Source organism: Mycobacterium sp. 1165196.3, assembly GCF_001673415.1.
In the GTDB taxonomy this organism is placed as follows: domain Bacteria; phylum Actinomycetota; class Actinomycetes; order Mycobacteriales; family Mycobacteriaceae; genus Mycobacterium; species Mycobacterium europaeum_A.
In genome coordinates, this window is record NZ_LZLU01000067.1 from 1 (window position 1) to 12573 (window position 12573).

The following is a 12573-nucleotide window of genomic DNA, read 5'->3' on the forward strand; positions in this document are numbered from 1 at the left end:
GCAGCCGTTGCTGGAACAGGCCGTCGGCCAGCAGGTATGAGGCGACCACGACACGGCTACCGGCGCGGCGCGCGCGGGCCCGCTCCACGGCCTCGGCCAGCTGTGGATCGCCGGTGGCCGCGAACGCCAGGCTCACCCGCGATCCGGTCAACGCGGACAACAACGTCGCGGTGGTGTGCAGGTCCGCGCGCGCCTTGTCATCCGAGGTTCCCGCGGCCGCCAATATCACCGAATCGCCCGGACGCCAGCCGCATTTCACCAACTGGTCGCCGACGATGCGGGCGATCTGACCGCTCGGACCCAACGCGGGGGTGACGAGCACGTTCGGATGGCCGCTGGCCGCCACGTGCGCGGGCAGGTCGGCGCGGACGTGGTATCCGCGCGACAGGAACGCGGGCACCACGATGGCGGGCCGGTCGTCCGCCTTCACGCGCACCAGGACCTCGCTGGGGGTGGGGCCCACCACGTCCACGAAGGCGACGTCGACTTGGCTGCGGACCAGCGTACTCACCTGTGCCGCAAGGTCTTCGACCATCGCCACACCGCCAGGGCGGCGGGTGCCGTGTGCTACCAGGATCAGTGCCATGGGGAGTCTTCCGGATGATCGATCGCAAGACGGTAGCCGCGCTTGACCACCGTTGCGACGATGTTCTTGTCGCCCAACGCCGTTCGCAACCGCAGCACCGCGGTATCGACGGCGTGCGGGTCGTTACTGTTGCCGGGCAGCACCCGGAGCAAGTCGTTGCGCGCGACGACATCGCCGGGGCGTTGCGCCAGCGCCCGCAGGGTCGCCATGCCCGACCCCGACAGGGACTTCACCGAACCGTCGACCAGCACGCAGGTCCCGCGGATCTCGATGTCGTGGCCGGCCGCGCGGATGGTGCACGACCGCAGGGGCGGGAGTTCCTGGGCGATGTGGCGGGCCAGCGCCCCCAACCTCATTCGTTCGGGTGACGACGTCGGGATCCCGGCACGGATCAACGGTTGCGCGGTGACCGGGCCGACGCACATCGCGTGCACGTCACTGCGAAGCGCTTGCAGCAGTTGGTCTTCGATGCCCAATTCACGGCTGCGCTCCAACAGCGCCGCGCCGGCGGGGGCCGAGGTGAAGGTCACCGCGTCGAACTGGCGCCGCGCGACCGAGGCGACGAGCTGGTCGAAGTCACCGCCGGCCGGCGTTGGCTTCCAGCGGTATACGTGAATGGGCACCACCTGGGCGCCCGCCGATCGCAAGCCGTTGATGAATTCGGGGAACGGATCCCACCCGTCGGCCGCGCCGTGCAGCTGGACGGCGATGCGCTTGCCGGCGACATCCGACTCGAGAAGGTAGCGCAGCACCTCGCGCGACGATTCGGATTTGGGCGACCACTCTTCGTGTAATCCGGCGGCGCGCAAGGCCCCCGTCGCCTTCGGGCCGCGGGCCACGATCCGCGACTTGGCAAGTGACGCCAACAGTTGGGTGGCCAGGCCCCACCCGTCGGCCGCGGCGACCCAGCCGCGAAAGCCGATGCCGGTGTGCGCCACCAAGATATCCGGCGGCTCCGCGATCACCGCCTCGGTGTGATTCTGCAGTTCTTCGTCTTCGGGCAACGCGATGATGTTGATGGCCGCGGCGCTGGACACCTCCGCGCCGTTGCGGCGCAGCAACGCGCACAGCTCCTCGGCGCGGTTCGCCGATGTGACGGCGATCCGGTAGCCGGTCAGCGGCGCGGAGTCTGGTGGGGCCAGTTGGGGGGCCATATGAAGTGTGTATGCCTGCGACGTTTCCGTTGCGTTACCGGTCAATTGCTGTGGCATTGCCCGTGTTGCGAGCCGGCTCACACGCGGGCCGCCTCGGTTTCCGGTGCCGACCCGGACAGGCCGGGCGCGGTTGCGGGTCGGCGCGCATAGACCGTCCAGGTCATGATCGCCGCCACCACATAGGACACCAGGAACACCCAGTAGGCCGACGTTTCGGTGCCGGTGCTCAGGTACGACTGGCGCAGCGCCAGGTTGATCCCCACGCCCCCGAGCGCACCGACGGCGGAGCAGACGCCGATCAGCGATCCCGCCTTCGCGCGGGCCCAATGACGTCGTTCGTCCTCGCTCGCGTCCAGTGAACGGCTGCGCGCCTCGTAGACCGACGGGATCAGCTTGAACACCGAACCGTTGCCCATGCCGGACAGGGCGAACAACACCATGAAGCCGGTGACGTAGCCGATCATGCTGACGGAGTGGGCCGCGGCGTGGTGGTCGTCGAAGGTGCTGATGGTGACCAGCAGCCCGGCGCTCAGGGTCATGCCGGCCAGGACGCCCAGGGTGACGCGGCTGCCGCCGAGCCGATCGGCCAGCCGGCCACCGTAGATGCGCGCCAGCGAGCCGAGCAGGGGCCCGAGGAAGGCCAGCTGCGCGGCGTGCAGCGCCGCATGCTTGGGGCTTTCCCCGGCTTCGGCGAAGTTGACCTGCATCACCTGACCGAAGGCGAAGGAAAAGCCGATCCAGGAGCCGAAGGTGGCGATGTAGAGCAGCGAGATCACATGCGTGTCGCGCTCGAACAGGATCGAGCGCATGGTGCTCAGCTGGGTGCCGTGGTTGACGTTGTCCATGAATAAGGCGGCCGCGATGCCGACGACGACCAGCAACACCAGGTACACCGCGCACACCCAGTACGGCGCCTCGTGGCCGGCGGTGGCCAGCACCAGCAGGCCGACCAACTGGATCACCGCCACCCCCAGATTGGCGACGCCGGCGTTGACGGCCAGCGCGGCGCCCTTGAGTCGCTGCGGGTAGAAGGCGTTGACGTTGGCCAGCGAGGCCGCGTAGTTGCCGCCGCCCAGCCCCGTCAGGGCGGCGCACAGCACGAACGGCCACAGCGGCACACCGGGATTGGCCAGCAGCGCGATGGTGCCGGCCGTCGGGATCAGCAACACGAAGGCCGAGAACGTCGTCCAGTTGCGACCGCCGAAGGCGGCGATGCCCAAGGTGTAGGGGATCCGCGCGCAACCACCGACCAGGGTGGCGACCGCGCCGAGCAGCAGCTTGTCGCCGGCGGAGAAGCCGTAGACCGACCCCGGCATGAACAACGCCATGACGGGCCACAGGGTCCAGATCGAAAACGCCACGTGGTCACCGGCGATGGTGCACAGCAGGTTGCGCCGGGCGATCTTCTTGTTGCCGGCCTCCCAGGCCGTCGTGTCTTCCGGATTCCAGTCCGCGATGCGGTGGTTGCGGCCCATCCGATCGTCACCTTTCTTCGCCACGGCGGTTATGCCTGTCGCCGTATCACGGAAAGCGATTGCGCCCCAATGGCATCGCGTCGACCGGCGTGCATACAGATCCTCTCCTCAGGCCCCACGAACCGCCGCATCGGGCCGCCGCCGCGCCAGGGGTCACCGCGCTCGCCCGATATCGGGAAAGCGGTTCGGAGACTGGCTTTCGACGCTTGGGCACCCCGAATGGGCGGGCATGCCCCGCCGTATGGTCCGATGCTCACATTTACGACGCGAACGGGTCAACCGGAACGGGCCGATATCGCCTGTTAGTTGTTTACCAGTTATCTGGTAACTGCCTGAGGGACAATCAGTTCGCGAGGCCGCGGTTCATCGGCCGTGAATGGGCGCCGCCATCAAGTGATTTCACACATCCGGCCGCCGCGGTGTGAGCTGGGATACAGGCGATTCCCGCGCCGACGATTCGGCGGGCGAGATCTAGGAAAACGGCCAACTCGCGGCACCGGACTGGGCGCCCACCAGGGACCTGGGCCGCGCCCAGTGCAGTCGCACGGTCTGGCCGGGCCGCACCTGGGCGATCTTGTCCACGTCCTCGTCGACCACCACGCCGATCACCGGGTAGCCGCCGGTGACGGGATGGTCGGGTCCCAGGATCACCGGTAAACCGTTGGGGGGCACCTGAATTGCGCCGCGGGTGGCGCCCTCGCTGGGCAGCTGGCGGTCCGGGTAGCAGTGCTGCAGCGGCCGGCCCGTCAGCCGCATCCCCACCCGGTCGCTGCGATCCGAGGCCACCCAATCGGTGTGTACCAGGGCGTCGGGATCGACGAACCAGTCGTCGCGCGGCCCGGGCACCACGGACAGCTCGACGACATGGTCGGTGATGGCCGCGACCGGCGCCTGGTCCAGCTCGGGGTAGGCGTCGGTGTGCTCGCCGATCGGCAGGCGGTCACCGCTGCGCAGCGGCGCCGGGCCGATGGCCGACATCACGTCGTAGCTGCGCGACCCGAGCACCGGCTCCACACAGATGCCGCCGCGGATCGCCAGATAGCTGCGCAGCCCCGCGCGCGGCGCGCCCAGCGAGATCACCTCGCCATCGCGCACATGATGAATGCTGTTGGTGCCGAACTTGATTCCGTTGACCGTGGGGTCGGTGTCGGCGCCCGTCACAGCGATGTCCACGTCACCGCCGGTGACCCTGGCCGCGAAACCGCCGAACGTCACCTCCACGGTGGCGCGGTCGTCGGGGTTGGCCACCAGCCGGTTGGCCAGCTTGTGCGCGCGCCGGTCGGCTGCTCCCGAGCGGCTCACGCCCAGGTGGGCCAGCCCCGGGCGACCGAGGTCTTGGACGACGGCGAACGGTCCGGTGCGCAGGATCTCCAGGATCGGCACGGCTATCTCCTCAGGTATCTAGACGGCCCGGAACTGAACCCACATGCCCTGCGCCAACAACGCCGGGTTCGGCCGCTGCAGATCCCACAGCACCGCGTCGGTGTGGCCGATCAGTTGCCACCCACCGGGGGACTGCCGCGGGTAGACCGCGCTGAATTCACCGGCGAGGCCGACCGAGCCGGCGGGCACCGATGTCCTCGGCTCGGGGCGGCGCGGCACCCACAGGCGCGGATCGCCGTCGACCAGATAGGCGAAACCGGGTGCGAATCCACTGAATCCGACCCGCCACGGCGTGGCGGTGTGGGCGTCGATCACCGCCGCGATGGTCAGTCCGGTGCGGTCGGCGACCTCGGCCAGGTCCGGGCCGTCGTAGACGACGTCGATGACCACGTCGGCGCGGCGCGCCGAGGCGGCGCAAGGGGCGGCGTCGACGCGCATCTTGCGCAGCCGCTGACGGATGACGCCCTGAGAGCGCGGGCCGTCCAGCTTCACCAGCACCGTGCGGGCGGCCGGCACGACGTCGACCACGCCCGGTATCGCCGCGGCGCGCAGCGCGTCCGCCCATGCCAATACCTCGGCGGTACTGCCGCATTGCACCATCAGCGCGCGGTCGCCGTAGTCCACGACGGTGTTGCCGACCAGCTCCGTCGGCAGGTTGTGGGCCAGGTCGCCGCTAAGATCCGTCACGCTCATTACTCGACGGTAACCCCGGGATCGGGGCCTGTGCGAGGGGCGGGCGACGGATTTTCGAGCACTGCCAGAGCTGCCTTAGCAAACGCTCAAACAGCCACGCCCGCGCGCGTGGCTACCCCAGGATCTTGGTGATCAGCGGGGGCAGCTGGTCGGCGATGACCGGGTAGCTCAGCGGCGACGCGAACGCGATGGCGCCGGCCTGGTCCTTGGTGGTGAAGATGTGGCGGTTCTGCGCTGTGGTCAGCGACCCGGCCACCTCCGGGTCGGCCAGTATCGCCTTCTGATCGTCGGGGCTCTGGGTCGTCCAGATCACCAGGTCGGCGGAATCGAGCACCGCCTTGATGTGATCGCGCGGGATGACGGCGCGCTGATCGGTGCCGAAGGGTTTGATGCTGTCGGAGATGACCAGGCCCATCTGGTTCAGAAAGTCCGTCCGCCAGCCCGCCATGGTGGCTACGACCGTGCCCTGCCACAACGCGCCGTGCATCAGCAGCGCCTTCTTGCCGGTCCATTGCTGATTCTTCTTGCCGATGTCGGTGAACTTCTGGTCGACGCCGTCGATCAACGACTTCATCTGGTCGGCCTGGAAGACCGCCTGCCCGACGGTGGTGGCCTGCTCCTTCCACGGCTCGAAGAAGGCGTCGCCGTCCGACTGGGCGACGGTCGGGGCGATCGCGGAGAGCTTCTGATAGGTGTCGGCGTCCAGGCCGGCGTTGACGGCCACGATCAGATCCGGTTTCAGGCCGGCGATCTGGTCGACGGGAATGCCGTTGTCCAGGTTCAGCACCGTCGGCTGCGCCCCGCCGAGCTTGGGCGTGGCCCACGGCCAGACCGCGGATGGTTGGTCACCGAACCAGTTGGTCACCGCGATCGGCACCACCCCGACCGCGAGCAGGTCGTCCTGCTCGGTGTAGCCTGCGCTGACGACGCGCTTGGGTGGTTCTTTGATGACGGTCTGACCGAACAGGTGGGTGATCGTCACCGAGCCCGGGGTGGCGCCCGGAGCCGGTTTGCTTGACGAGCACCCCGCCACGAGCTCGGAGAGCGCGGTCGCGCCGCCGATCGCGGCGACCCCGGCAGCCCCTGCGAGCTGCAAGAATCCCCGTCGATTCCATCCCTGTCGCATCGCGTGAGAGTATCGCGTTCCGCCCGCACAAATGCATCGCCGCGCTGTTGAGGCCCTTAGCCCAGCGGCATGCCGGCGTCCATGAAATCCAGGGCCCGATAGATGGTGTCGGCGGTCTTGGGGGCGCTGTCGAAGGCGGCCATCATGGCACCCGTCAACGCGCCGGCGAACACCCGGACCTCGAAATCGTCTGCGGCACGGCCGATTCGGTGCGCGATCGCCTCGGCGGCGACCGTCACGGTGCGGTAGTACTCGTCGTACATCGCCGCCTTGAGCTCGGGTATGGAGAACATCAGCCGCTGCCGGGTGCTCTCGAACTCCAGCTGGTCGTCGGGCAACTCGGCGATGACGGCCGCGTAGGCCCGGCGGAAGGCCTGGGCCGGAGACAGGTTGAGCGGCTGGGCCTTCAACGCCTCGAGGATCAGCGGGTCCAGGTCGTCGGCGAGCAGCAGCGATTCCTTGGACGGGAAATAGCGGAAGAAGGTGCTCGGCGACACGTCGGCCGCCTCGGCGATCTGTTCGACGGTGGTCGCGGCGAAGCCGTTCTCCTCGATGAGGCGAAACGCCTCGCGCCGGATGGCGCGGCGGGTCTTGATCTTTTTGCGCTCCCGTAGGCCCAGGGGAGCCTCAGTCACCTGCATGAGCCGATTGTCGCGCATCGAGCCCTCGCCGTGGGTTCGCGACATCTTGCGTTGCAGAGTTCTGACAAACGGGTCCGGGCCGTTGCGATTTCTGCGTATCGCCCACGTAACTGTGCACACGCAGTCCGGTAACAGTGCGTCTTTAGCGTCGAGTGGTCACTGCCCGCGCCCCATTCAAGCCAGGAGTCCCACCAGATGACCTCGACCATCACCCCGGCATCGCAGCCCGCGCCACCGCGCGAGTCTCGCAAGGGGCGGCATTGGATCGATGACTGGCGGCCCGAAGACCCCGAATTCTGGGAGACGACCGGCAAGCCGATCGCCCGGCGGAACCTGATCTTCTCGATCTTCGCCGAGCACGTCGGATTCAGCGTCTGGATGCTGTGGAGCATCGTGGTGGTGCAGATGACGGCCGGGGCGCACGGGCACCCCGCCGCGTCCGGGTGGGCGCTGACCGCCAGCCAGGCCCTGTGCCTGGTGGCCGTGCCCAGCGGTGTTGGGGCGTTCCTGCGGCTGCCCTACACCTTCGCGGTTCCGCTCTTCGGCGGCCGCAACTGGACGACCATCTCGGCGGCGCTGCTGCTGATCCCCTGCCTGCTGCTGGCCTGGGCGGTGAGCCACCCCGGCATCCCGTTCGGCGCCCTGGTGGCGATCGCCGCGACCGCCGGCTTCGGCGGCGGCAACTTCGCCTCGTCGATGGCCAACATCTCGTTCTTCTACCCGGAGAAGGACAAGGGCTGGGCGCTCGGCCTGAACGCGGCCGGCGGCAACATCGGGGTGGCGGTGGTGCAGAAGATCATCCCGCCCATCGTCATCGCCGGCGGCGGGATGGCGCTGTCGCGCGCCGGACTGTTCTACGTGCCGCTCGCGGTGGTGGCCGCGATCTGCGCCTTCCTGTTCATGAACAACCTCACCGAGGCCAAGGCCGACGTGAAGCCCGTGCTGGAGTCGCTGCGGCACCCCGACACCTGGATCATGTCGCTGCTGTACATCGGCACCTTCGGCTCGTTCATCGGCTACTCCGCCGCCTTCCCGACCCTGCTCAAGACGGTTTTCGGGCGCGGTGACATCGCCCTGGCATGGGCCTTCCTGGGTGCCGGCATCGGATCGGTCATCCGGCCCCTCGGCGGCAAGCTGGCCGACCGGATCGGCGGCGCCCGCATCACCGCGGCCAGCTTCGTGATGCTGGCGATCGGGGCGGCGGCGGCCCTGTGGTCGGTTAAGGCGGTCAACCTGCCGGCCTTCTTCGCCAGCTTCATGTTCCTGTTCGTCGCCACCGGCATCGGCAACGGTTCGACCTACCGGATGATCTCGCGGATCTTCAAGATCAAGGGCGAGCTGGCCGGGGGCGACCCCGACACCATGGTGGGCATGCGCCGCCAGGCCGCCGGTGCGCTCGGCGTCATCTCGGCGGTGGGCGCGTTCGGCGGGTTCGTGGTCCCGCTGGCCTACGCGTGGTCGAAATCGGAGTTCGGCAGCATCGAACCGGCGCTGCGGTTCTACATCGTGTTCTTCCTCGCCCTGCTCGGCGTCACCTGGTACTGCTACCTGCGCAAGCACAACGCGATCACGCGGGTGGGGATCTAGCGTCAGGACGGCTTCTGCCGGCCGCCGTATCCCTGCCCCTCCTTTTTCCACGGGCTGTAGTCGGCGATCAGCTCCTCCTGCGGAGGCCGTTGGTCTTCGGGAACGTGCTGCAGGTTGATCCGGATCCGGTACCAGATCGAACTGGGCCCGCGCATCCCGTCGACCAGGACGTCGATCGGCTGCAGTCGGCCGGCCGCCGCGGGATAGCGCTCGCGCCAGACGTCCAGCGCCGCCACCGCCTCGTCCTTGGTCTTGGTGCGGGCGATCTCGATCAGCGGCATCGCCGACTGCCGCCTGCCGCCGGTGCCCTTGCCGCGCGTGCCCGACCCTCTCGGGGCGCGCTCGGGCGGCCCCATCTCCTCGGCCAGCACCAGCAGCCGGTCGAGTGCGCCGACGGCGTCGTCCATCCCGGCCCAGGGGTCGCCCAGTTCGGCGAACCGGGCGGGCACGGTGTCGATGGTGAACGCCTCGGGCCGGCAACCGGCGACCTCGTCCCAGTGCAGCGGTGTCGAGACTCGCGCGTCCGGCGTCGCCCGCACCGAGTAGGCCGACGCGACCGTGCGGTCCTTGGCGTTCTGGTTGAAGTCGACGAAGACGCCCTCGCGTTCTTCCTTCCACCAACGGCTGGTCGCCGCCTCGGGCACGCGCCGCTCGACTTCGCGGGCAACGGTCTGCGCGGCCAGCCGCACCTGGCGAAACTCCCAGCGCGGCGCGATGCGGGCATAGATGTGAAAGCCGCGCGACCCCGAGGTCTTGGGCCACGCGGTCAGGCCGTAGTCCTCGAGCACCTCGCGGGCCACCAGCGCGACGTCCACGATGCGTCGCCAGGAGACCCCGGGCATCGGATCCAGGTCGACCCGCAGTTCGTCGGGGTGATCGAGGTCGTCGGCCAACACCGGGTGCGGGTTGAGGTCGACGCAGCCCAGGTTGATGGCCCAGGTCAGCCCCGCGGCGTCGTGGATCACCGCTTCGGCGGCGGAAGTGCCTCGGGCGTAACGCAGTTCGGCAACGTCGATCCAGTCCGGCCGTTTGGCCGGGGCGCGCTTCTGGAACACCGCTTCTTCCGTGATGCCCTTGACGAAGCGCTTCAGGATCATCGGGCGGCCGGCCACACCGCGCAGCGCGCCGTCGGCGACGGACAGGTAATAGCGGACCAGGTCGAGCTTGGTGTACGGGCCGCCGGAGAATCCAGTGGTTTCGCGGCCGCTCGCGCGGGGGAACACCACCTTGTCCGGATGGGTGATCGTGACCTGGCGCCCGGCCACCTCCAGCGAAACCGGACGGGTCATGCGGTTCATGCTAATTCGCCAGAATTTCTGGCCGTACTGAGACGGACGTCACATAAGGTGGATTCCATGCCTAACCTCCTCGGCCTCCCCGGTCAGGCCGCCGCGAAAGTTCAGCAATACGTCGAACGCGGCTCGGCCGAACTGCACTACGTGCGCAAAATCTTCGAATCGGGTGCCTTCCGGATCGAGCCGCCGCAGAACTACGCGGCGATGGCCGCCGACATCTACAAGTGGGGCGAGTTCGGCATGTTGCCGGCGCTCAACGCCAGGCGCCATCCCGACCGCGCGGCGTGCATCGACGAAGAGGGTGAATTCACCTACCAGGAGCTGGACGACGCCGCGCACGCGGTCGCCAACGGGCTGATCGACAAGGGTGTCAAGGGCGGCGACGGCGTCGCCATCCTGGCCCGCAACACGCGTTGGTTCCTGATCGCCTACTTCGGCGCCGCCCGGGTGGGCGCCCGCATCATCCTGCTCAACAGCGAGTTCTCCGGACCGCAGATCAAGGAGGTGTCCGAGCGAGAGGGCGCCAAGCTGGTCATCTACGACGACGAGTACACCAAGGCGGTCAGCAAGGCATCGCCGGAGCTGGGCAAGCTGCGGGCGCTCGGGACCAACCCCGACAGCGACGAGCCGTCGGGCAGCGAGGACGAGACGCTGGCCGACCTGATCGAGCGCAGCGACAAGAAGCCCGCGCCCAAGGCGAGCAAGCACTCGTCGATCATCATCCTGACCAGCGGCACCACCGGCACCCCGAAGGGCGCGAACCGCAGCACCCCGCCGACGCTGGCGCCCATCGGCGGCATCCTGTCGCATGTCCCGTTCAAGGCCAACGAGGTGACCTCGCTGCCCGCGCCGATGTTCCACGCGCTGGGATTCCTGCATGGCACGATCGCGATGTTCTTGGGCTCGACGCTGGTGCTACGCCGGAAGTTCAAGCCGCCACACGTGCTGGAAGACATCGAGAAGTACAAGGTGACCGCGATGGTCGTCGTCCCGGTGATGTTGTCGCGGATTCTCGACACGATCGAGAAGATGGACAAGAAGCCCGACCTGTCCAGCCTGAAGATCGTGTTCGTATCGGGATCGGCGCTGGGAGCCGACCTGGCCGAGCGCGGCCTGAAGGACCTGGGCCCGGTCATCTACAACATGTACGGCTCCACCGAGATCGCCTTCGCCACCATCGCCGAGCCCAAGCACCTGGAATACAACTCGTCGACGGTCGGGCCGGTCGTCAAGGGTGTGAAGGTCAAGATCTTCGACGACAACGGCAAGGAGCTGCCGCAGGGCGACGTCGGGCGCATCTTCGTCGGCAACGCCTTCCCGTTCGAGGGTTACACCGGGGGCGGCAAGAAGCAGGTCATCGACGGCCTGTTGTCGTCGGGAGACGTCGGCTACTTCGACGAGAACGGCCTGCTCTACATCAGCGGGCGTGACGACGAGATGATCGTCTCCGGCGGCGAGAACGTCTTCCCGGCCGAGGTCGAGGACCTCATCACCGGGCATCCGGACGTCGTGGAGGCGACCGCGATCGGCGTCGAGGACAAGGAATGGGGCCACCGGCTGCGCGCCTTCGTGGTGAAGAAGGACGGCGCCGACCTCGACGAGGACACCGTCAAGCACTATGTGCGCGACCACCTGGCCCGCTACAAGGTGCCGCGTGAGGTGGTCTTCCTCGACGAACTGCCGCGCAACCCGACCGGCAAGATCCTCAAGCGCGAGCTGCGCGAAATGGACGTCGACTAGCCCGGTACGGCTGGCGCCAAGCGAGTCAGCGGCGGTCTTTGATGGCGCGGGTGATCTGCGCTGTGAGCTTCGGATCGACCAGGAGCTGGTCGATGAGCGCGGTGAGGACCTCCTGGCCGGTCACCCGGGCGACCCCCAGCCGGTCGGCCGCCTCCCGCTGCCAGATGTCGAGCGCCCGGTGCGTGGCCGCCGGCAGGTCCACGGTGCGACGCGTCCGCTGGGTGCGACCCGGCTGGGCGGCCGGCTGGGCGGCGATGCGGTGGCCGCCTGGTTGCCCGAGGCTGGTGAGGCGTTCGGTCGGCGCGGCGTCTCCCGACGGGCCGCCGGCCGAGTTGGGGGCGCGAAAGGCTCCGACGCTGGGTCCGCTGTGGCTGCTGTTGAAGTTCACTTCGGTGTCTTCCTCCGTGAGTGCCAATCAGTAAATCAGCGCTCGGTGCCGTTGTGTCAATACTGATTCTGTCACCGAGGCCAGCGTAAGTCGCGTCGCCGGGCCGCCCGGGGGCCGGTCGGCCGCCGGGCGCGTCGAACCGCAGTTGCGTGCCGCGCACGCCGGCCCGTTCCGCAGATTCTCTCGCAAATGGATAAATGTAGCTGTCTGCATGTAACCCGGTTGCGTGTGATGCTGAATGGCGTGGACAAGTTCGACGTGAAGGGCGCGGAATCAGCTAATGCGATAATGCGTGAAAGCGGACGTCAGTAGATACGCGTTCGGTGAGCCAGTAATTCAGTAGATTGTCCTTGAACTGGGCAAACTGGGATGGTGTGGCGTCGGCATCAGTATTTATGAAGAACTGAATTGCATAAATTCGCATCGGAAATAGGCGGTAGTATTCGGCCCGGTACGACGTCGTTGTTGTCTAATTCACAATCCAAAAAGCGAATTGCACTTGTTT

At 67.9% G+C, this 12573-nt stretch carries 11 protein-coding genes; 2 read left to right on the forward strand and 9 right to left on the reverse strand.

The annotated features are described in order from the left end of the window. The 7 genes from A5659_RS06590 to A5659_RS06620 all read right to left on the reverse strand — a co-directional run. On the reverse strand, positions 1 to 586 hold a 586-nt coding region (locus A5659_RS06590), incomplete at its 3' end, for a sirohydrochlorin chelatase (RefSeq protein WP_066865307.1). After that, complete coding sequence (locus A5659_RS06595; RefSeq protein ID WP_156748871.1) at positions 577 to 1728, reverse strand: uroporphyrinogen-III synthase; 1152 nt, start codon at positions 1726 to 1728, stop codon at positions 577 to 579. The genes A5659_RS06595 and A5659_RS06590, both read right to left, overlap by 10 nt. A gap of 89 nt (positions 1729 to 1817) precedes the next feature. Then, a complete protein-coding gene (locus tag A5659_RS06600; RefSeq protein WP_066881375.1) occupies positions 1818 to 3215 on the reverse strand; it encodes an MFS transporter in 1398 nt (465 codons plus the stop codon). Positions 3216 to 3686: 471 nt separating this feature from the next. After that, the gene (locus A5659_RS06605; RefSeq protein ID WP_066865314.1) at positions 3687 to 4598 is read right to left on the reverse strand and encodes a 5-oxoprolinase/urea amidolyase family protein; all 912 of its coding nucleotides are present in this window, start codon (positions 4596 to 4598) and stop codon (positions 3687 to 3689) included. An 18-nt stretch (positions 4599 to 4616) separates the two neighbouring features. Continuing rightward, positions 4617 to 5291, reverse strand: coding sequence for an allophanate hydrolase subunit 1 (locus A5659_RS06610; RefSeq protein ID WP_067179913.1), 675 nt, complete (start codon positions 5289 to 5291; stop codon positions 4617 to 4619). Positions 5292 to 5403: 112 nt separating this feature from the next. Next, positions 5404 to 6417 carry an ABC transporter substrate-binding protein gene (locus A5659_RS06615; protein ID WP_067179917.1) on the reverse strand — a complete coding sequence of 338 codons (1014 nt, stop codon included), beginning with the start codon at positions 6415 to 6417 and terminating at the stop codon, positions 5404 to 5406. Positions 6418 to 6473: 56 nt separating this feature from the next. Then, the gene (locus A5659_RS06620; RefSeq protein WP_066865332.1) at positions 6474 to 7058 is read right to left on the reverse strand and encodes a TetR family transcriptional regulator; all 585 of its coding nucleotides are present in this window, start codon (positions 7056 to 7058) and stop codon (positions 6474 to 6476) included. Between the two features lie 195 nt (positions 7059 to 7253). Here A5659_RS06620 and A5659_RS06625 point away from each other — a divergent pair, with 195 nt between their 5' ends. Then, complete coding sequence (locus A5659_RS06625; protein WP_067179920.1) at positions 7254 to 8645, forward strand: NarK family nitrate/nitrite MFS transporter; 1392 nt, start codon at positions 7254 to 7256, stop codon at positions 8643 to 8645. Between the two features lie 2 nt (positions 8646 to 8647). On the opposite strand, the gene A5659_RS06630 is transcribed toward A5659_RS06625, so the two are convergent. After that, positions 8648 to 9943 carry a DNA polymerase domain-containing protein gene (locus A5659_RS06630; protein WP_067179923.1) on the reverse strand — a complete coding sequence of 432 codons (1296 nt, stop codon included), beginning with the start codon at positions 9941 to 9943 and terminating at the stop codon, positions 8648 to 8650. A 57-nt stretch (positions 9944 to 10000) separates the two neighbouring features. On the opposite strand from A5659_RS06630, the gene fadD2 reads away from it, so the two are divergent. Then, positions 10001 to 11680, forward strand: a complete 1680-nt coding sequence (gene fadD2 / locus A5659_RS06635) for a long-chain-fatty-acid--CoA ligase FadD2 (RefSeq protein ID WP_067179951.1) — start codon at positions 10001 to 10003, stop codon at positions 11678 to 11680. A 25-nt stretch (positions 11681 to 11705) separates the two neighbouring features. Here the strand turns inward: fadD2 and A5659_RS06640 are convergent, their stop codons facing one another. Beyond that, positions 11706 to 12068, reverse strand: a complete 363-nt coding sequence (locus A5659_RS06640) for an ATPase (RefSeq protein WP_066881377.1) — start codon at positions 12066 to 12068, stop codon at positions 11706 to 11708. Positions 12069 to 12573 lie beyond the last annotated feature (505 nt).